This window comes from Streptomyces sp. NPDC051104 (assembly GCF_040682835.1).
In the GTDB taxonomy this organism is placed as follows: domain Bacteria; phylum Actinomycetota; class Actinomycetes; order Streptomycetales; family Streptomycetaceae; genus Streptomyces; species Streptomyces cynarae.
Genome location: NZ_JBFBBS010000014.1, coordinates 1 through 19,532 on the forward strand (window position 1 = coordinate 1; position 19,532 = coordinate 19,532).

Genomic DNA, 19,532 nt, shown 5'->3' on the forward strand with positions numbered 1-19,532 from the left:
CCGGTACAGCCACAGGCCGCCCTTGCTGTCACGAGCGACGAGATCGGCCCTGCCGTCCCCGGTCAGGTCACCGGTGCCGACGATGGAGCTGTAGATGTTCCAGCCGTAACCGATGGACGTACGGGCCAGGAACGGCGCCGACGCGTTGCCCGTACCCCGGTACAGCCACAGGCCGCCCTTGCTGTCACGAGCGACGAGATCGGCCCTGCCGTCCCCGGTCAGGTCACGGGCGCCGACGACGGAGTTGAAGATGTTCCAGCCTGAGCCGACCTGTTTCCGGGGCGCGAAGGGCGCTTTCGGGTTGCCGGTGCCCTGGTAGAACCACAGCGTGCCCTTGCTGTCACGGCCTACGGCGGTTCCGGTGCCGTCCGCCATCTCACCGCTGACACTGGTGATGAGGTTGTAGGTGTTCCAGCCGGTTCCGATGGCGGCCCGGGCGGCCAGTGCGCCGGAGGGCACACCGGTGCCGCGGTACTGCCACAGGGTGCCGGAGTAGTCCCGTGCCAGCAGGGTGCCGAGCTGCGACGCCGGGGGCACACCGATGCCGGTGAGCGGCTCCAGCTGCGCCCCCTGCCCGGCGTCGCCGGTGACCTCGTACGAGGCCGACTGGCTGCCGCTCGCGGTCGGGGCGAAGGTGACCGTCTGCCGGACACTCTGCTCGGGACCGATGACCAGGCCCTCCGGGAGCTGGTCGGCGCTGCTGAACACACCTGCCGGGGCCTTCGCCTTGGTGACGGTGACCGGGACGTTCCCCGTGTTGGTGATGGTGAAGGTCCGTGTGCTCGACGTGCCGCGGACCACCGCGCCGAACGACAGGGTCGTCGGGTTGAACACCAGGTGGCCCTGGCCGCTGATCGCGTCGCCCTCGACCGGGATGGTGAGCGGCCCGCTGGTGCTGCTCAGTGTGATCGACGAGGAGTTGTGGCCGGTGGCCGTGGGCGCGTACCCGACCTGTAGGACGATCGAGCTCTGGGGCGGGATCACCGTCGGGTTCGCCGGGTCGGCGCTCGGCAGGTCGGCGGCCGTGAACGGTCCGTCGGGCCGGGTGACGGAGGTGATGGTCTCGGGGTCGGTGCCCGTGTTCGTCAGCTGGACGTTCGCGGTGGCCGTGGTCCCCGTCGGCTGGTTGTCGAAGGACACCGTGCCCGGGAACGCGGCCAGACCGGGCTTGGTCCCGACGCCGTGCAGGCTCAGTGCGAAACTGCCGGCGTCGGTGGCCACGGTGAGCGTCCCGCTCGCGCCCAGGACCGCGGTGGGTTCGAAGGAGAGGGGTATCGACAGCTGCCCGCCCGCCGGGATCGTCGGCGGCAGCGACGAGGTGTCCGCGGTGAACGGACCGTCGACGGTGACGCCCTTGATATCGAGGGACTGGGACGGGCTCTGGTTCTCCGTCAGGACGACGTCGGTGCTCGCGGAGCCGCCCACCGGCACGAGCCCGAAGTCGACCGGGCCGCCCTTGAGCGGGCTGCCCACCGGGTTGCCGAAGGCGTAGACCTTGCCCTCCCGGGTGCCGACGAAGACCTGCCCGCCGTCGGTGGCCGGGGTGGCGAACTTCGGCGCGGTGCCGATCGGCGCGGACCAGACCAGCGGCAGGACGCCGTTCGCGTCGGGAACCGGCTCGTACGCGCGCAGCTGCGCGTTGACGCCGGTCGACCCGCCCGACCAGACCACCCACACCAGGGCGCTGCCCGAGCGTGTTCCGTCGGAGGTCACCACGGGCGATCCGCTGGTGTAGGGGAAGGAGTCCTGGCTGGACCCGGCGACGGTCAGCGCCGGGTCGCCGGAGCCCGTCACGCCGCGGTGCAGCGCCACCAGTGAGCCACCGCTGCCGACGACGTAGACATAACCGCCGTCACCGCCCCAGACCCCGGGGTGGCCCCACTGGCCCTTGAGCGGTCCGGTGATCCCGACCACGTCGTCGGTCCCGCCGGTGCCCTGCGACCTCCCGCCGAGGTCGTCGCGGTCCAGCAGGAAGACCCGGCCGTCCTTGCCCTGCTGCACCATCAGATGCGGATGGGAGGCGGTGCCGAAGCTGTCCGGCAGGCCGACCGGCCCGCCGGAGGCCAGGTCCTTGTCCTGCTGGTCCAGGGTCGGCGCGTTGGACGGGCTGAAGAAGTCGGCGGCCTTCAGGCTCCGGTCGGCCTGCACCTGCAGCCGGACCACGGACTCCGCGAGAGTGCCGGGCGGGGCGCTGCCGGGGCCGGGCGCCGGGCTGACGCCGTTGCCGGTGGCGAGGAAGATCCGGCCGGGGCCGTCCGAGACGAGTCCGCCGCCGGACTGCCAGATGCCGGCCCCGCTGTTGCTGGCGCCGGTCTCCGTCGCCCACATGGAGGTCACCGAGGGGTTGGTGGTGCTGACGCCGACCACATAGCCGCGATAGGGCTTGGCGTCGCAGTGTCCGCCGAACGCCGCGTACACCACCCCGTCGAGCAGCAGAAGGCCCGGACGCTGCATCTGGTAGGCGGGCAGGAAGGACTGGGTGGGGTCGTTGGACGGGGTGCCCTGGATCGTCACGGGGAAGCCGGACTTCTCCGCCCCGGTGACCGGGTCGAGCGCGTGCATGTACCAGTGCGGGCTCAGGGCGTCCGGACCGTCGTCGACCTTGGTGGTCAGATAGACGGCCCCGCTGACCGGGTCGTACACCGGCGTCGCGGTGCTGCCGATGGTCGGCACGAGATCGCCGCAGTTGAGAGTGGACGCGGGCCATGCGGGCCCGAAGCTGCGCTGCCACAGCACGGCTCCCGTGGTGCGGTCGAGGCCGTAGGCCTTGTTGTTCTCGGTGACCGCCACCACCGTGCCGCCGACGACGATCGGCTGGGCGTATATCTGCCCGTCGAGCTGCGCGGGAGCCTTCCAGAGCTGCCCGAAGGAAGAGGAGCGGACGTCGGACGGGCCGAGGTTCGGTTCACTCCCGTCCCAGCCGGTCCGGAGGGTGTCCACCGAGCCGGTCGTCTCGCTCGCCTGCGCCTGTGAGACGCCCAGCCCGATCAGGCCCGCGGTCACCGCGGCCGTCACGGCGAGCGCCAGGCCGCGCCGCCGGGTGTGTCTGCGTCTGTGCACGCGTCTGGTGGCGCCCGCCACCGCAACGCCTTGTGATATCGCCAAGGAAACCCCCCTGAGTCCCGAAGGCCCCCCAGGCCCTCCCCCCGCGCCACGGCGGCCTCCACGATCGCGTGGGAGGCCGCGGCGGACGGGTACAGTCCGCGCATCCAATCACAGACCGGCGTCCGTGCCTACGGTCGTGGATTTTTCGTGCCTACGGTTGTGGACCTGATGCACGCAGTCCGGGCGCGTGCTCGCGCGCAGTCGGCCGCCCGGGAACTCCGACCCGGTGATCACTGGCCGGACACGGCCTGGTGGGGCAGCGAGTTGATCACGGCGTCCAGGAGGCCGGGGAACCTCGCGTCCAGGGCCTCGCGGCGCAGCTGCACATACCGGTTGCGGCCGACCGCCCGGGTGGAGGTGATCCCGGCCTCCCGCATGATCTTCATGTGGTGCGAGACGGTCGACTTGTGCAGATGCCCGACGCCCAGCGCGTCGGGCGCACAACTGAACTGCTCACCGGTCGAGTACACCTTCAGCAGCCACAGCCGCACCGGGTCACCGAGTGCGTGCAACACCTTGACCAGCTCGATGTCGTCCACATCGGGCTGCGGCAGCCACTCTCCCTCGTCACCGCCCACGGATCCTCCCACCCTCAGGTTGTTTGACAATCATCCAACAGTCCCTATTGTTTGACCAACGTCAAACCGTTGCGCTCGCGCCGCACGCACTCTGGGGGATTCGTGCGCCTACGTCTGCTTCTGCTTGCTCTCGGTACCTTCGCCGTCGGAACGGACGGCATGGTGATGGCCGGCATCCTGCCGCTCATCGCCCGTGATCTGGATGTCTCTCTCTCGGTCGCCGGACAGGTGGTGACCGTCTTCGCCCTGTCGTACGGGATCCTGGCCCCGGTTCTCGCCACCGCGACCGCCAAGTGGCCCCGCCGGAGGGTTCTGCTGACGGCCCTCGCCGTCTTCACCCTCGCCAACTCCCTGACCGCGCTCGCCCCTTCCTACGGCGTCCTGCTCGCCACCCGCGTACTCGCCGCCGTCGGGGCCGCCCTCTACACGCCCACCGCGAACGCCGTGGCCGCCGCCGTGGTGCCGCCCGAACGGCGCGGGCGGGCGATCGCCGTGGTGACGGGTGGGCTGACCGTCGCCACCGCGCTCGGGGTGCCGCTGGGCACCTGGATCGGACGCACGGAGTGGCGGCTGACCATGTGGCTGGTGACCGGACTCGGCGCTGCGGCCTTCACCGGTCTCGCCCTGCTGCTGCGCGAACTGCCGTATCCCACAGCCGTCCTGAGCCTGCGCGACCGCATCACCCCGCTCGGCAATCCACGCGTCCTCGGCGCGGCCCTGACCACGTTCCTGGTCTTCCTCGCCTTCCAGACGACGTACATCTACTACGCGCTGGCCACACGCCCGGCGACCGGCGGCGACCAGGACCGGCTGACCCTGCTGCTCCTGGTGTCCGGGATCGCGGCGGTCGGCGGGTCACAGCTGGGTGGACGACTGGTCGACCGGTGGGGACCGCGCACGGTGATCCTGTCGGCGTGCGCCGCCTACATGGTGCTCGCGGCCACCCAGCCCTGGACACTGCGCACCATGTCGACGGCCCTGCCGGCCTCCGTGCTCACCCCGCTGATCGGCTGGTCGATCACGGTGGCCCTGATCGCTCGCCTCGCCTCCCTCGACCCGGCCAATGTGCCCGTGCTGGTCTCCCTCAACAGCAGCGCCCTGTACCTGGGCATGGCGGCGGCGGGCGGCACCGGCAGCCTGGCGATCACCCTGCTCGGCGACCGCTGGTTCGTGTGCGTGGGCGCCGGACTGATGGCGTTGGCGACGGGTGTGGCGGCGCTGACGACGTGGCCTCCGGCGCCGAGCACCGAGAGCCGCGTGCCCGTGGCCGATCCGGAGACCAGCCCCTCTGTTTGACCGGGCGACCGTGTCGCAGCCGGTCAGGTCAGGCGTCGAGCGCTGTGCGCCACGACCGCACAGCCTCCGCCGACACCGGTGTCGTCCAGCCGGCCGTACGGGCCGCCGCGCCGATGTGGAAGGCGTCGACGCCCGCCGTGCGCAGCCGCGGGACGTGGTCCAGGCGGAGTCCGCCGCCCGCCATGAGGCGCTGGGTGTAGCCGGGCTCGCCGCGCCGGGCGGCCTCGGCGACGAGGGTGGGCAGGCCGTCGTCCACGCCGTCCGGCGAGCCCGCGGTGAGGTAGGTGTCCAGGCCGGGCGCCTCGGCGAGCCGCTTGCGCAGGGCGTCGCGGTCGGCGGCGCGGTCGATCGCGCGGTGGAAGGTCCAGCGGCAGCCGTCCAGTTCCCCGGCCAGCCGCTCCACCGCGTCGAGGTCGGGCCCGCCGTCCTCGCCGAGGAACCCGAGCACGAACTCCTCGGCACCGGCGGCACGCAGCTCCCGTGCGGCCCGTACGAGCGCCTCGACGTCACCGGCCGCGAACCCGTCCCCGAGGCGGAGCATCACGCGCAGGGAGATGTCGACGGCGGCGCGGATCCCGGCGAAGGCCGCAACCGGCGGGGTGAGCCCGTCGGAGGCCATGTCGGTGACCAGCTCGAGGCGGTCCGCGCCTCCGGCCTGGGCGGCGACCGCGTCCTCGACGTCGAGGGCGATCACCTCCAGGACTGCACGCGTGCTCATAGGACCCCTTCCGTCGGTGTTCCATGGAGCGGCTACAGGTCTAGTCCAATCCAAGGGTACGACGACGGGGTCCGAGGCGGCGACAGGGCACCGGCCGCCGCCGCGGACGTACGGCCGTCCTCAGCCGAAGAGGTTCAGCTCCCTTTCCTCCACGCCCGCCAGCTCGTACCGCGCCCCGTCCAGCGGGCGGCCGGAGTAGAGCCGCACCAGCGTGGACGCCTCGCCGATGAACCGGGCGGGCGGGTGCTCCCCGTTCGCGTCGCCCAGGAGCAGGGGCTCGTCGAGGTCGTCGAGGTCCGCGTGGAGCGGGACGTGCCCCTTCTCCCGGGAGACACGGGCGAGCAGGGTGAGCGCGTACGGCAGCCCGTCACCGGCGTACGCCCCCGGCTCCCCGAACGTCTCCCGCACGTCTCCGCCGTGCACCCACTCCCCGAGCGCGACCATGTCGAGCACCCCGCCCGCCTTCGCGATCGCGGCGCCCGCCTCGGTCATGCCGCGCTCCAGTTCGTCGACGACCTGGGCGTTGCTCCAGTCGGCGCGCTCGGCGATGTCGCGGTCGTTCGACTCGGGGCTGAACACCCCTTTCTCGAAACGGTGCTCCACCACCCGCGTCAGGGCGGCCGAACAGTGCGCGAGGACGTGCCGCACGGTCCAGCCCGGACACGCGGCGGCCGGCAGCGCGAAGTCCGCGTCCGGGCGGGAGCGCAGCAGCGGGATCAGCGCGTCGCGCTCGGTGGTCAGCAGCAGGCCGGGCAGCTCGGGGTCTCGTACGTCGTCGTGCAGGTCTGCATTCGTCATGCGCCCCACGCTAGGTGCCCACCGGCGAACAGGGGAGAATGCCCCCATGACCGACCTCGACGCGTTGCGTGAGAGCTGGCGGCGCACCCTGCTCGCGGTGCGGGGCGGTGCGGAGCGGCCCGATCCCGCACCCTACGCCGACGACCTGCTGCGCCGCTGGTCGGAGCCGCAGCGCCGGTACCACACGGTGGAGCACCTGGCGGCGGTCCTCGACCGTGTCGACGTACTTGAGGAGTACGCGGACGACCCGGACGCGGTGCGCCTCGCGGCCTGGTTCCACGACGCGGTGTACCTGCCGGAGCGGTCGGAGAACGAGGAGCGGTCGGCGCGTCTGGCCGAGCGTGCGCTGCCGGAGGCCGGGGTGCCCGAGGAGAGGACCGCCGAGGTCGCCCGTCTGGTGCGCCTCACCGTCACCCACGACCCCGCCGACGACGACCGAAACGGTCAGGTCCTGTGCGACGCGGACCTCGCGATCCTCGCCTCGCCCCCGTCGGCGTACGCCGCCTACACCGCGGCCGTCCGCGAGGAGTACCACTTCGTGCCCAACGCCGCGTTCCGCGAGGGCCGCGCGGCGGTTCTGCGCCAACTCCGCGACCTGCCACGGCTGTTCCGCACCCCGCACGGGCGGGAGAAGTGGGAGGCGACGGCGCGGTACAACATGCGGTCGGAACTGGATCTGCTGACGCCGAGGCCGCTGCCGGAGTAGCGTTACGAGACCATCCCTTCGCAGGAAGGATCACTGGCCGTGAGCGAACAGCCCGTCCACCCGGAAGCCCCCGTCGAGCCGCCGCCCATGCGGACCCTCGGCGAGGTGCGGGCCGCCCTCGCCGCAGGGCTCGGCTTTCCAGGTGACCTGGCCCGCCTCGAGGCCGAGCTCGCCGCCACCTTGAACCGTGTCGACTTCACGGATCTGCACGAGGTGTCCGAGCTGATCGCGACCTACCGGGGGCATGTGCTGACCCGCTGCGACCCGGACTTCGAGGCATCCCTTGCCGAGGGCATCGAGCTGGCCCAGTCCCTCAAGCGGGAGCGCCACCGTTGACCGAGTCCCGAACCGTCGTGGAGATCACCCACACGGCCCGTAAGCGGCTGGACCAGCTCGGCCCCGCCGCCGCTTCAGCGGTCGAGGAACTGCGCGAAGAGCTGGAGCACGTACAGCACTTAGGGCGTCGGGTTCGCGTACTCGACCAGGGCGCCGAGGTCTGGGTGACGCGCATCGAGGCACGCGCGGAGTGTCCCGCCCTGTCCGTGACGTACGTCTATCTGCCTCGCCCCGCACCACCGACCGGTGCCATTGTCTCCGTCGTGCCGGATGACGGCCGGAACGACGGTCTGGGCCCATCAGAGGCGACTCCGTGATCCGTATACCCACCGAACGCCTCACCCTCCACGGCGTCACCCCCGCAGCCGCCGCCGATCTGCACGCGGGCGGCACCGGAGGCTTCGAGTGGCTCGACGGCGAGCCATTCGAGGGCACACGGGAAGCCGCCGGGATGCTCGTGAAGGCGTACGAGGCCGGGGTGCACCGGCCGGAGTGGGGCGTCTTCGTGCTCGTACGGAGGGAAGACGGGCGGGCGGTCGGGAGCATGGGCTTCCACGGAGCCCCGGATGAGGAGGGGCGCGCGGAGGTCGGCTACGACCTGGTGGAGGGCGCCCGCGGCCACGGCTACGCGACCGAGGCGCTGCGCTCCCTCGCCGCGTGGGCGCTGGCCAGGGACGACGTCGGCACGCTGTTCGCCACCATCGAGCGGGCGAACACCCCCTCGCAGGGCGTCATAGCCCGGGCCGGGTTCACCCGAGTGAGTGAGGACGAGGAGACGTACGCGTACGCGCTGCACCGCTGAGCCCCTGCTCGCGGCCCTTGCGCCGGCGCAGTCCGGACGCGTGCAGCAGCCGCACCACCTCGCGGCTGGAGACCTCCACCGCACCGGCGGCCACCGCGTCGGCGTACCGGTGCGAGGGCAGGTCGTAGTGGTCGCGTTCGAAGGCGCGGCGGGGCACGTGCAGCTTCCCCGCGAACGCGTGGAGTTCGTCGTACGAGACGTCGCTGATCAGATGCGACCACAGGCGGCCGTGCCCCGGCCAGGCGGGAGGGTCGATGTAGACAGTCACGAGGACGTCATCCCGCCCGTCGCCCTCCCCAGCGAGCCCACCGCCGCGACCTTCACACCGGCTTGGGGACACACCCAGTGCGGGTTGGGCCCGAGTTCCGGCTCGACGTCGAGGGCGTGCGGGTCACCGGAGCCGCAGACCGGGCACAGCGGCCAGCGGCCGTACCGCTCCAGGAGCGCGTCCTGGACGTCCTGCGCGACCAGGCCCGCCACGTAGTCGGCGCCGTCCGGCCACTGCTCGACCCACCATCGCCGCTGGGCCACGGAGTCCTCGACGAGTGAAACCACGTCCGCCTGGGCGACCTCGCCCGCGATCAGGTCGGCGAGCACCAGGGCACGCGCCGCGTGCAGGGCCTGCTCCAGGGGGCTGATGGGGTCCATGCCCCTATTGTGCGCACTCTTGACCGGACGGCCGAATCGAAAATAGCTTTCACGTGTGACCCGCGACGTGAAGGAAATTTTCGCAGGGCCGGTGGGTCCGGGGGTGCCACCCGCCCCCGCCGCCCTCGCCGCCAAGGTGCGCACCCTCGCACCGTCCATGACCCGGTCCATGCAGCGCGTCGCCGAGGCCGTCGCCGGGGACCCGGCCGGCTGCGCGGCGCTCACGGTCACCGCCCTCGCCGAACTGACCGGCACCAGCGAGGCCACCGTCGTCCGCACGGCCCGCCTGCTCGGCTACCCCGGCTACCGGGACCTGCGGCTCGCCCTCGCCGGCCTCGCCGCCCAACAGCAGTCGGGCCGAGCCCCGTCCGTCACCGCGGACATCGCGGTCGACGACCCCATCGCCGACGTCGTCGCCAAACTCGCCCACGACGAACAGCAGACCCTCGCCGACACGGCGGCCGGACTCGACACCGTGCAGCTCGGCGCCGCCGTAGCCGCGCTCGCCGCCGCCCGCCGCGTCGACGTCTACGGCATAGGCGCCTCCGGGCTCGTCGCCCAGGACCTGGTGCAGAAGCTGCTGCGGATAGGTCTCATAGCCCACGCGCACAGCGACCCGCACCTCGCCGTCACCAACGCCGTGCAACTGCGCGCCAAGGACGTGGCGATCGCGATCACGCACTCCGGCTCCACCGGGGACGTCATCGAACCGCTGCGCGTCGCCTTCGAGCACGGCGCGACCACCGTCGCGATCACCGGCCGCCCGGACGGCCCGGTGTCGCAGTACGCCGACCACGTCCTGACCACGTCCACGGCCCGCGAGAGCGAGCTGCGCCCGGCCGCGATGTCGTCCCGCACCAGCCAACTCCTCGTGGTGGACTGCCTGTTCGTGGGCGTGGCGCAACGGACGTACGAGACGGCGGCGCCGGCGCTGGCCGCCTCGTACGAGGCGTTGGCGCACCGTCACCGCCCACGGGGCGGAACGAAGCGCTAGGCCCTTCCGTCCTCCTCCCAGAGCAGTGCCGCAGCGGAAACGAGCCACCCTCATGACTTCCTCGTCCCACCCCCGCGATCTCCGCGCCGAGCTGGAGACGCTGACCACCGAGGCGTTCCGTCCCGAGCTGGCCGAGATCGACCGGCTGCCGACGCTGGAGATCGCGAAGCTGATGAACGGCGAGGACGCGACCGTGCCCGCCGCGGTCGCCGCGCGGCTGCCGCAGATCGCCGCCGCGATCGACGCCGTCGCCGAACGGATGGCCCGCGGCGGCCGGCTCGTCTACGCCGGCGCGGGGACCGCCGGGCGGCTCGGCGTCCTGGACGCGTCCGAGTGCCCGCCGACCTTCGACACGGACCCCTCCCAGGTCGTGGGCCTGATCGCGGGCGGCCCGGGCGCCATGGTGACGTCGGTCGAAGGCGCGGAGGACTCCAGGGAGCTGGCCGCGGAGGATCTCGACGCGCTGGAGCTGACGGAGTGTGACACGGTGGTCGGCGTCTCGGCGTCCGGGCGCACGCCCTACGCGGTCGGCGCGGTGGAGCACGCGCGGGCGCGGGGCGCGCTGACGGTCGGCCTGTCCTGCAACGCGGACAGCGCGCTCGCGGCCGCCGCCGACCACGGCATCGAGATCGTGGTCGGCCCCGAACTGCTGACCGGCTCGACACGGCTGAAGGCGGGCACGGCGCAGAAGCTGGTCCTCAACATGCTCTCGACGATCACGATGATCCGCCTCGGCAAGACGTACGGGAACCTGATGGTCGACGTCCGCGCCTCCAACGACAAGCTGCGCGCCCGCTCGCACCGCATCGTGGCGCTGGCGACCGGCGCGAGCGACGAGGAGATCGAGCGTGCCCTCGCGGCCACGGGCGGCGAGGCCAAGGACGCGATCCTCACCATCCTGGGCGGCGTGGACGGCCCGACGGCGAAACGTCTCCTCTCGGAGAGCGGAGGGCATCTTCGCGCGGCACTGGAGAAGTCGGCCGGCTGAGCCACCTTTCGGTGGAGAGCGGTGGAGGTTCCCGCGCGGCGCCCACCTCGGTGCTTGCGGGCGCCGCACGCTCAACCCGTGCCCAGTACCTCATACGCCGCCACCGCCGCCGCGCTGCTCCCCCTGGTCGGCGGCCCCGCGAACGTCACCTCCGTCGCCCACTGCATGACCCGACTGCGGCTGGGCCTGGCCGACCGCTCCCTCGTCGAGGAGTACGCCCTGCGCGCGCTGCCCGAGGTGCTGGGAGTGGTGGACGACGACACGTACCAGATCGTGCTCGGGCCGGGGAAGGCCGCACAGGTCACGGCGGAGTTCGAGGCCCTCGTCCGTACGAGCAACGATGAACCGGCCGCGCGGGGAGCCGCGTTGAAGGAGGCCCGGCGCCAGCGCAACGCCACCCCCGGCAAGATCCTCCTGCGCCGCGTGGCGAACGTCTTCGTGCCGCTGATCCCGGCCCTCATCGGCTGCGGCGTCATCGCGGGCGCGACCGGCCTGCTCCTCAACCTGCGCCTGCTGCCGTCCCTCACGCCCGCCCTCACCACCCTCTCCTCCGCCTTCATGGCCCTGATCGCGGTCTTCGTGGGCCACAACACGGCGAAGGAGTTCGGCGGCACGCCGGTACTGGGCGGCGCGGTGGCCGCGGTCGTGGTCTACCCCGGGGTCGCCAAGGTCACCGTGCTCGGGACGGCCCTCGCCCCCGGCCAGGGCGGGGTGCTGGGCGCCCTGGCCGCCGCGCTCCTCGCGACGTACGTCGAGAAGTGGTGCCGCACCCGGGTCCCGGCCACTTTGGACGTCCTGCTGACCCCGACGCTCACGGTCCTGGTCCCCGGCCTGGTGACGCTCTACATCCTGATGTACGCGGCCGGAGCGGCGGCGAGTGCCATCGGCACGGCGGCGAACTGGCTTCTGACGACCACGGGCGCGGCAGCGGGCCTGGTCCTCGGCGGCCTGTTCCTCCCCCTGGTGATGCTGGGCCTGCACCAGGCCCTGATCCCGATCCACACCACCCTCATCGAACAGCAGGGCTCCACGGTCCTGCTCCCCCTCCTGGCGATGGCGGGCGCGGGCCAAGTGGGCGCGGCCCTGGCGGTCTACGTCCGCCTCCGCCACGACCTCTCCCTCCGTACGACGATCCGCTCGGCCCTCCCGGCGGGCCTCCTGGGCGTGGGCGAGCCCCTGATCTACGGGGTCTCGCTACCGCTCGGCCGCCCGTTCCTCACGGCGTGCGTCGGCGGTGCGGCGGGCGGAGCGTTCGTCGGCGGCTTCGCGATGCTCGGCTACAAGGTGGGCGCGACGGCGATCGGACCGTCCGGGTGGGCGCTGTTCCCGCTGCTGGCAGGGACCAGGGGGCCGGGGGTGACGGCGGCGATCTACGGAGGCGGGCTGCTGACGGGCTACGCGGTGGGCTTCGCGACGACGTACGCGTTCGGCTTCAGCGGACGGCGTGCTCTTCTCCTCCCGTCACCGGATTGACCAGCCACCGAGGTGGCTTCAGTGCGGGGAGGGTTCGGCCAGCCCCGCCTCCAGGTCCAGCACCGCCCTGCACACAGCCGCTTGCACATCGGTGTACGCCAACAGGTAGACGGCTCGCACACGAGAGGCGACATGTGATCGGAAGTATCCGACCACGCCGGCCACCAAGGTCTCCGCCGTCTTCCTCAGGTCGCTGTTTCCTCCACCGGTTCCGAGCAGAGGGAGAACGACCGAGCGCAACTCCTCGCCTGCGTCGTTCAGCCGGTCCACCTCGGCCAGAACGTTCCGGACGCACCTCTCCAGGTCCAAGACGGGGCGGAACCCGGACCCCGGTTCCCCTTCGACGGCAGCGACATGGAGGATGCGCTTGACCTGATGGCTCGCTGCAAGTTCTCCGGCTCCTGTCACGAGGACCTGTCCTGGCACGACCCGGGTCTGGCCTCCCATTCGGTCGGCCAGTTCCAGGGCGATGGTGTCGTCGATCAGGTTTCCGGCCGCGTCCCGTCGCCCCCCGTGGTAACGGATGGTCGCGGAGATGGTGGGCTCGTTGATGCGTGACATTTCCATACGGGTGTTCTCGGTGTTCACCCAGACGTCCATGCCGGTCACGCCGGCAAGATTGCCCGTGACCATCCCCACTCGGTGCCCCCGCACACCGGGCACGGCGACCTCGTGCCGGGTGCCGGTCACCAGAGGGCGAGCCGGCCGGCCCGGAGCGCGCTCACCGAGCAATTGCCGGCGCAGCGCCGCGTTCTCCGTCTTCACCTTCTGCAGTTCCGCCGCCATTTCGTCCCTGCCACGCGTCTTGGACAGCCACGTGAAGGACGCCAGCATGAAGAAGGCGGCGAACCCAGCCGCACCTCCCAGACTGAAGCCCAGCGCCCGTCCCTCTGAGATCGAGTCGGGAAAGGTCGCGAAGAGGAACAGCGCCCCCGCCAGGGAGTACAGCAGCGTCACGGGAAGTTGGAGGGCATAGTGCCGCCCCGCACGGGCCGGCGCGGACGACCAGGCTTGCAGGCCGACACCGGACAGGATGAGGAGTGCAGTCAGGCACAGTTGCAGCGGGCTCATGGGCGACACGCCATCCCTTCTCTCGGCCTCCACCCCGCCGGTCAACGGCTTCGGGCAGCCTCGGCACAGCAAGAGAAGCACAGGATCGGGCAGGGCCACCAGTGATGGCTCTCGCCACCTTCGCCGAGGGCTGCACCACGGTCGCCGCGTGGTATGACGGAACGTCACGTACTGGCTTTACACGGGTGGTTTCATGTTCATATGAACCCCATCGACTTCGGCGACCTCTTCGAACTCAGGGTGCGTCTGCAACTGCTTGCCGAAGAGGCCGATCGCCGCCTCGTCACCGTGTTCGGTTCTGGAATCAGCAACGCGGTGCTGCCGGGGGTTCCGGAACTGACGGAGCTTTTCCGGGCGCACGTGCCGCGCGCAGGGCGGGCACGGTTCAACGAGACGATCGACGCCATCACCGACCCCGGCCTCAAGTACCAGAACGCAGCCGCCATCCTGACCCGCCAGGCCGGCGAACAGACGGTGATGCGTGCGATCCGCACCGCGGTGTTGAAGGCATGCCATGACGTGTCCGATGAGGACGCCGGCAAGGTCGCGCGCGACGAGGAACAATGCCGCGGGCTGGTTCGGGCGGGTTCGTGGCAGATCCCGCTGGGCTACCAGAGGTTCGCCCGCTTCTTCGCCTCCCTCGACGGAAGAGTGCGCGGACCGATCATCACCACGAACTTCGACCCGCTCGTCGAAATAGCTCTCACCAAGGCCGGTGTCGACGCCGTCCCGATACCGGTCCCCACGGACTCCGCTCCCACACCGGACCAGTTGCGGGAGGCCACGACCCATCCCGTTCTGCACATCCACGGGTACTGGACGGGTCCGGCGACGAGCAACGTTCCGTCTCGAATCACAGCAGACAGGCCCCAACTCGATGCCGTGCTTCAGAAGATACTCACGAACTCCGTCGTTCTGGTCGTGGGATACAGCGGCTGGCTCGACGGCTTCATGAAGAGTCTGCGCGGCCGAGTACTCAATGACGCGGACCTCCTCCAAGCCGAAGTCCTGTGGGCGGCCTATGAGCCGAACGCGTCCGACGCCCTCGGGGACGGCGTGCTCAACGACCTCGTGGGCGCGCCCGGCTTCAGTCTTTATCTGGGAGTCGACGGACACGAGCTCTTCAGCGGGGAAATCGAGGTCGACGACAGCGCAGCGCAGGAGAAGGCCTCCCCCTTCGGCTATTCGAGGGTGCCCCGTCCAAGCGCATCCACCGAGTACAAGCCGGCCCACTTCGCAGACGGACGTCCCCCGAACTGGGCCGATGCCCAGCCGGGCCGCTGGCCCTTGCTCAGCTCCACGCAGACGCTGGAGGAGGAACTGCTCGGCTGCCTCGCCAAGGGCGGGGGAGGTGGAGTGGTCGCCATCGGTCCTCTCGGTGAGGGCAAGTCACTGGCTGTGCGGCAGTTGGCAGTATCAGCCGCTTCGGCCCGACCGGACTGGGATGTGTTGTGGCGCGAACCCGGCGCGCCTCCCATCACAGAGACTTGGCTACGTGAGGTCCGCAAGACCTCGGACCGCACCTTGATCTGCATCGACGAGGCCGATCTGGTCATGGACGAACTCGTGGCCACCGAGCGTCTGTGGGGAGCGGAGAACTCCGGCTTCGCCTTCCTGCTCGCCAGCCACGACCGGCTGTGGTGGCAAGGCGCGGGCACTTACCTCCAGGCGCGCATCAGCCCTGTTCTCTTCCATGGCATCACCGCTGACGACGCCGCCAACATCGCCGGCGCCTGGCAGGCGATGGGACTGCTGCCGCCCTCCCTGGCCAGTGCTGAAGCCGCGGCCGAGCGACTCGCGACGTCGGCGGGCGCGATGGCGATGAAGACCAACACACTCTTCGGCGCTGTGCTCGACGTCCGGTACGGACCGGAACTCGGCCACCGCGTCGAGGATCTGCTGAGGAAGCTCCGGGACATCAACCTGACGGACACCGTGACGCTCGGCGACGTGTTCGCTGGAATCTGTGTGATGCAGCATGTTCTCGACAAGGACGGAAACCGGGGCAGAGGCGCAAGCCGTTCGGTGATCGCGGAAATGGTGGGGAAAGGGGAGGTCTTCGCGGACGGCAAGATCTTGCGCATCCTTGGCCGGGAAGCAGCCGTCACCTTTGCGGGTGACCGGGTGTACTCCCGGCATCCGGCCATCGCCTCGGCCGTGGTCGAACAGGTGAACAGGGATGGGTCCGCCCAGAAGGTCTATACGCTGGTGGGCAGGGCCGGTGGAGCACTGAGAGCGGCGGAAGCGAGCGAGATCGACGGGTTCCGCGACGCCTACCTGCTCTCCCGCCACCTGCCGGTTCCCGAGGCCGTGTGGGCGGCCGCCGGGGCCGTCGAAGGCACAGGAAAGCTGCTGGAATCCCGGGTGAGCCTACTGCGGGCCTTTCGCCGGGAACCTGGAGGACGAGCCGTCAAGTACGCCCGGGACCTGGCCAAGCATGCGCACGAGTACCGCGACTTCCGAGCCGCCCTGAGAGGGTTCCTTGTGGAGTTCTCGAACTGCATGCGAGACGAGCATGCGCAGACCTCCTCCGGACTAGCCGCGCTCGCGCTTGACGACAGGGTCGGGTTCAGGCTCGACTCCACTCGCGCAGGGTACGCGCTGGTGAGCCTCGGGAAGTCTGCGCTCAAGCTGAACGCGCAGACGGGTACGGGAGCCACAAGTGATGCCCCGGAGATCTCCTACATCCTGCTCGAACGTATCCGCGGGGAGTACGAGGCGGAACAGTTCCTGGGGGTGATCCGCACGCGTCTGACACCGCTGGAGGAGTTCCGCAGCCTGAGCGCCATCAAGTTGTGCGCTCGTCTGGCCACGGCGATGAGCACCGCAGCGAAGTCAGCGGAGAAGGAAACAGGCGTACAGCTCGGCCTCGATGACGCGCTGTCCTTCGACACGTTGCGCCGACTGGCCGAGCTGGGACCCGACGGGAGGTGAGGAACAAGGCCCAGAGGTCAGGCCCCTTCCTGGGCCCTTCAAGGCACCCGAGACTCCCGGTTGAGCCGCCGCACCCGCGCCCTCAGCTCCTCCCCCGTCGGCATCGCCCGCAGGACGTCCGTCACGTGCTGCGCCGTCCGCACGTTGCAGCGCCCGAGCTCCACCAGGGCGAACCCGTCGTCGCTCGCGCCGGTCACCGGGTCGACGCCCAGCGACGGCAGTACGACTTCGACTCGCGCCAGAGCGACCCGCAACGCCTCGACGACCTCTTCGATGGACCACGCCATGCCATTTCGCCAGCCACGACTTCGCCCACATCCCACCCCGCGAAGCCGCCATCGCCGCCTACATCGACCGCCTGCCCGACGGCGCCGACATCTCCGTCAAAACGCTGGCCAAGCACCTCCCCTACGGGCAGTGCGCGCTCCGCACCGCCCTCAACCACCTCCACCGGGCAGAGCACTTGCGCCGGGGCCGGGAACGCCTGGAGGCGGAGGCGGGCGGCTCCCGCTGGATCACCCGATCGTGGTTCTCCCGTACCGCACGGGCCGATGACTGGTGGGCGGCCTTCGTCCGGGGCGACGTACCGCAGGAGCCGCGCCCGGACGCGCCGCGGTCGCCCCGCTCCCGCGCCCACATCCTCCTCGCCGCCCTCGGCCGTACGGCTCCCGTCCTCTCGCTCTCCCAGGCCGACTGTGCGGCCCTCGCGCCGCTGGTGTCCGAGTGGTTCGCCAGGGGCGCGACCGACGAGGCCGTAGTCCGCGCCCTGACCGTCGGCCTGCCCTCCCCGGTCCACCACCCGGCCGCCCTGGTCCGCAGGCGCCTGACCGACAAACTCCCACCCGAGCCGCTGCCGCCGGAGCCCCCACGCCGCCCTCTCCGCCTCCTGGAATGCGCGGAGTGCGGCGTCCCGGGCCGCCCGGAAGCATTGCCGGGCGGTCTCTGCGGCGCATGCCGAGACGGGCACGCCCCCGCTCATCCCAAAGCGACCCTACCCGCCTCGACGATCCGCGCCCGCGCGTCGGAGACCCGCAGCGAGATGGCGCTTCGGCGACATGAAAGGACACCCGCATGACGGCTCCCACGGTCCACCGGCACCGCTCCAGGGCAGCTCCCGGGTCGAGCGACTGAACAGGAACCACGCGCGGCTCAGCGCCCTCCGCCGTGTCCTCCGACGTCCGGCTGCCGCTTCGCGTCGCGGTGGCGACGGTGGTACAGGTGGCGGCCGATGAGAAACAGGAGCAGTACGGCCATGGCTGTCAGCACGTACAGCTCGTAGCGCTGGATCGCCGGGTAGAGCGTGTTTAGGTGGGCTCCGGCCAGGCCGCCGAACGTGACCCAGGCGCCGACCCACAGGGCCGCGCCCAGGGCGTTGAAGATCAGGAAGCGGCGCCAGGACATTCCGGCCATCCCGGCGATGATCCCGTTCGCCTGGCGCAGGCCCTCGATGAACCTGGCCACGGTGACGACCTTGCCGCCGTGCCGGGTGAAGAAGCCCTCCGCCTTCTCCACGCGGGCCGGCGTGAGCAGGACGTAGCGGCCGTAGCGCTCGACGAGCCGGTGGCCGCCGAAGCGGCCGATGGCGTAGCCGACGTTGTCACCGAGCACGGCGGCGAAGAACGCGATGACGGCCACCAGGACGATGTTGATCCGGCCCGCGCCCGCGTAGACGGCGGCGACGATCAGGATCGTCTCGCCGGGCACGGGCACGCCGAAGTCCTCGATGAACACCAGGCCGGCGACCGCCAGATAGCCCCAGTGGTCCAGGATCGGGGCGACGTCGGCCAGGACTCCGGGAAGCGGGGGCTGTGTCATCGGCGGTCTCCCGTGCGACTGGGCATGAGCTGTCGGTACCGGTTTCCATGGTCCTGCACGCCCGCGCGGCACGAGCGGGACGGTCACGACTCCGTCGCGACGAGCTGGTCGACCAGGCGGCGCGCCTGGGTCAGCAGGGTGCCGTAGGTGGCGACCTCGTTGGGGTCGTCCGGTACCGAGCGGGTCAGGTGGCGGCGCAGTTCGTCATGCGTGTCGCGCAGCTTGCGCACGGCTTGGTGCAGCTCGTGGTCGTCCTGGGCGCCGAAGCGGCTCTGGCAGTACAGCTGGAGCGCCTGCGCGGTCCGGTGCAGGAAGTCCGCGTAGCGACGGGCGGCGGAGGGATCCGGCCGGGCCGCCGGGCGGTCCTCGGACGCGGCCTCCAGGACCGCCCGGGTGACACCGGCGGTGTGCACGGCGGCGTAGTCCAGGACGACGACCGCGTCGTCGTAGTCCTTGCCCGGCGCGGACAGCGCGCGTGAGCGGCGGCGGAGGTTGATGCGCATGCTCTCCCGGCTCCAGCCGATCGCGGAGCGGGCCTGGTCCACCAGGCGTTCCAGGCGCAGCGCGCGCTCGTGCCAGGTGGCGGCCTCGTCGGCGTCCCACCGGTCCTCGGCCATCCCGTCGGCCACCGCCTCGAGGATGTCATGGGCCTCCCCGGCGGCGTCCTGGAGGGCCGCCCGGCTGTCGCGCAGATACACCGGGGGCCGGATCAGCGCGTTGACGGTGATCCCGACCAGGGCACCGAAGACCGCCTCGGCGATCCGGGCGGCCGAGGTGGCGACGGTGACCTGCCCGTTGGTCAGGACGAACAGCGCGCCGGTGGCCGCGTAGATGCCCTGGCTGCCCAGGCGCTGCCAGTGGCCCAGCAGCACCACCGTGGGCAGCACGAGCGCCATGGCGGTCATCGTGTTGTGCAGCAGCAGGGCCGCCGCTGTCGCCACGACCGTGCCGGTGGCGATCGCCGCGAGCTGCTGCAGCCCGTGCGCGATCGACCGGTACACGGTCGACTCCACGAGGACGACCGCCACCCAGGGCGCCACGAAGGCCACCGGGGCCTTCAGCCACCAGCCCGCCACGGCCCAGGCCACCCAGGCGGCCAGGGCCGCCTTCAGCGCCTGGACGACGATGTCCCGCTCCCGGCCCGGTCCCTCGCAGGCCCGCCGCACCGTCCGGCAGGCCGTCTGCAGCCAGTGCCACACCGGCTGGATCGCCGTACGCTTCCCTCTCATGGCACACCAGGTGCCACGGGGCTCGCGATGAATGCCCCTTC

At 71.2% G+C, this 19,532-nt stretch carries 19 protein-coding genes and 1 pseudogene; 10 read left to right on the top strand and 10 right to left on the bottom strand.

What is annotated here, in order from left to right; translation table 11 throughout:
* Both AB0N14_RS20585 and AB0N14_RS20590 read right to left on the bottom strand, forming a co-directional pair.
* Nucleotides 1-3,060 (bottom strand): choice-of-anchor D domain-containing protein (locus tag AB0N14_RS20585; protein ID WP_366027128.1); only part of this gene is annotated, 3,060 nt, incomplete at its 3' end.
* A gap of 275 nt (nt 3,061-3,335) precedes the next feature.
* Entirely contained in the window at nt 3,336-3,683 is a 348-nt protein-coding gene (locus AB0N14_RS20590) for a transcriptional regulator (RefSeq protein ID WP_366027129.1), read from the bottom strand.
* A 102-nt stretch (nt 3,684-3,785) separates the two neighbouring features.
* Here AB0N14_RS20590 and AB0N14_RS20595 point away from each other — a divergent pair, with 102 nt between their 5' ends.
* Nucleotides 3,786-4,979: an MFS transporter gene (locus AB0N14_RS20595; RefSeq protein ID WP_366027130.1), complete on the top strand. Its 1,194-nt coding sequence runs from the start codon at nt 3,786-3,788 to the stop codon at nt 4,977-4,979.
* 28 nt (nt 4,980-5,007) lie between these two features.
* On the opposite strand, the gene AB0N14_RS20600 is transcribed toward AB0N14_RS20595, so the two are convergent.
* Both AB0N14_RS20600 and AB0N14_RS20605 read right to left on the bottom strand, forming a co-directional pair.
* Entirely contained in the window at nt 5,008-5,697 is a 690-nt protein-coding gene (locus AB0N14_RS20600; RefSeq protein WP_366027131.1) for a copper homeostasis protein CutC, read from the bottom strand.
* A gap of 120 nt (nt 5,698-5,817) precedes the next feature.
* On the bottom strand, nt 5,818-6,495 hold the full coding sequence (locus AB0N14_RS20605) for a maleylpyruvate isomerase family mycothiol-dependent enzyme (RefSeq protein ID WP_366027132.1): 678 nt from the start codon (nt 6,493-6,495) through the stop codon (nt 5,818-5,820).
* Between the two features lie 46 nt (nt 6,496-6,541).
* On the opposite strand from AB0N14_RS20605, the gene AB0N14_RS20610 reads away from it, so the two are divergent.
* The 4 genes and pseudogenes from AB0N14_RS20610 to AB0N14_RS20625 form a co-directional block, all read left to right on the top strand.
* Nucleotides 6,542-7,201: a hypothetical protein gene (locus tag AB0N14_RS20610; RefSeq protein ID WP_366027133.1), complete on the top strand. Its 660-nt coding sequence runs from the start codon at nt 6,542-6,544 to the stop codon at nt 7,199-7,201.
* A 39-nt stretch (nt 7,202-7,240) separates the two neighbouring features.
* Nucleotides 7,241-7,537 (top strand): hypothetical protein, encoded by a 297-nt coding sequence (locus AB0N14_RS20615; RefSeq protein WP_366027134.1) that lies wholly within the window; start codon nt 7,241-7,243, stop codon nt 7,535-7,537.
* A complete protein-coding gene (locus AB0N14_RS20620) occupies nt 7,534-7,854 on the top strand; it encodes a hypothetical protein (protein ID WP_366027135.1) in 321 nt (106 codons plus the stop codon). Before AB0N14_RS20615 ends, AB0N14_RS20620 begins: the two co-directional genes overlap by 4 nt.
* Nucleotides 7,848-8,339: pseudogene (locus AB0N14_RS20625) on the top strand (GNAT family N-acetyltransferase); the annotation flags it as partial. The gene AB0N14_RS20620 and the pseudogene AB0N14_RS20625, both read left to right, overlap by 7 nt.
* On the opposite strand, the gene AB0N14_RS20630 reads toward AB0N14_RS20625, so the two are convergent.
* Together AB0N14_RS20630 and AB0N14_RS20635 are read right to left on the bottom strand one after the other, a co-directional pair.
* On the bottom strand, nt 8,287-8,607 hold the full coding sequence (locus tag AB0N14_RS20630) for a DUF4031 domain-containing protein (protein ID WP_366027136.1): 321 nt from the start codon (nt 8,605-8,607) through the stop codon (nt 8,287-8,289). The pseudogene AB0N14_RS20625 and the gene AB0N14_RS20630 overlap by 53 nt on opposite strands.
* On the bottom strand, nt 8,604-8,987 hold the full coding sequence (locus AB0N14_RS20635; protein ID WP_366027137.1) for a hypothetical protein: 384 nt from the start codon (nt 8,985-8,987) through the stop codon (nt 8,604-8,606). The genes AB0N14_RS20630 and AB0N14_RS20635 overlap by 4 nt, the downstream gene beginning before the upstream one ends.
* Nucleotides 8,988-9,042: 55 nt before the next feature.
* On the opposite strand from AB0N14_RS20635, the gene AB0N14_RS20640 reads away from it, so the two are divergent.
* From AB0N14_RS20640 to AB0N14_RS20650, 3 genes are all read left to right on the top strand, one after another.
* Nucleotides 9,043-9,981: a MurR/RpiR family transcriptional regulator gene (locus AB0N14_RS20640; protein ID WP_366027138.1), complete on the top strand. Its 939-nt coding sequence runs from the start codon at nt 9,043-9,045 to the stop codon at nt 9,979-9,981.
* A gap of 52 nt (nt 9,982-10,033) precedes the next feature.
* Complete coding sequence (gene murQ, locus AB0N14_RS20645; RefSeq protein ID WP_366027139.1) at nt 10,034-10,969, top strand: N-acetylmuramic acid 6-phosphate etherase; 936 nt, start codon at nt 10,034-10,036, stop codon at nt 10,967-10,969.
* Between the two features lie 78 nt (nt 10,970-11,047).
* A complete protein-coding gene (locus AB0N14_RS20650; protein ID WP_366027140.1) occupies nt 11,048-12,442 on the top strand; it encodes a PTS transporter subunit EIIC in 1,395 nt (464 codons plus the stop codon).
* Nucleotides 12,443-12,460: 18 nt separating this feature from the next.
* On the opposite strand, the gene AB0N14_RS20655 is transcribed toward AB0N14_RS20650, so the two are convergent.
* Nucleotides 12,461-13,513 (bottom strand): macro domain-containing protein, encoded by a 1,053-nt coding sequence (locus AB0N14_RS20655; protein WP_366027141.1) that lies wholly within the window; start codon nt 13,511-13,513, stop codon nt 12,461-12,463.
* 201 nt (nt 13,514-13,714) lie between these two features.
* Between AB0N14_RS20655 and AB0N14_RS20660 the strand changes: the two genes are divergently transcribed.
* Nucleotides 13,715-16,447: an SIR2 family protein gene (locus tag AB0N14_RS20660; protein ID WP_366027142.1), complete on the top strand. Its 2,733-nt coding sequence runs from the start codon at nt 13,715-13,717 to the stop codon at nt 16,445-16,447.
* A gap of 38 nt (nt 16,448-16,485) precedes the next feature.
* On the opposite strand, the gene AB0N14_RS20665 is transcribed toward AB0N14_RS20660, so the two are convergent.
* Nucleotides 16,486-16,734, bottom strand: a complete 249-nt coding sequence (locus AB0N14_RS20665; protein ID WP_366027143.1) for a hypothetical protein — start codon at nt 16,732-16,734, stop codon at nt 16,486-16,488.
* 176 nt (nt 16,735-16,910) lie between these two features.
* Here AB0N14_RS20665 and AB0N14_RS20670 point away from each other — a divergent pair, with 176 nt between their 5' ends.
* Nucleotides 16,911-17,522, top strand: a complete 612-nt coding sequence (locus tag AB0N14_RS20670; protein ID WP_366027145.1) for a hypothetical protein — start codon at nt 16,911-16,913, stop codon at nt 17,520-17,522.
* Between the two features lie 74 nt (nt 17,523-17,596).
* Here the strand turns inward: AB0N14_RS20670 and AB0N14_RS20675 are convergent, their stop codons facing one another.
* Both AB0N14_RS20675 and AB0N14_RS20680 read right to left on the bottom strand, forming a co-directional pair.
* Nucleotides 17,597-18,262, bottom strand: a complete 666-nt coding sequence (locus AB0N14_RS20675) for a DedA family protein (protein ID WP_366027146.1) — start codon at nt 18,260-18,262, stop codon at nt 17,597-17,599.
* Between the two features lie 83 nt (nt 18,263-18,345).
* Nucleotides 18,346-19,491 (bottom strand): aromatic acid exporter family protein, encoded by a 1,146-nt coding sequence (locus tag AB0N14_RS20680; RefSeq protein WP_366027147.1) that lies wholly within the window; start codon nt 19,489-19,491, stop codon nt 18,346-18,348.
* Between the last annotated feature and the right edge of the window lie 41 nt (nt 19,492-19,532).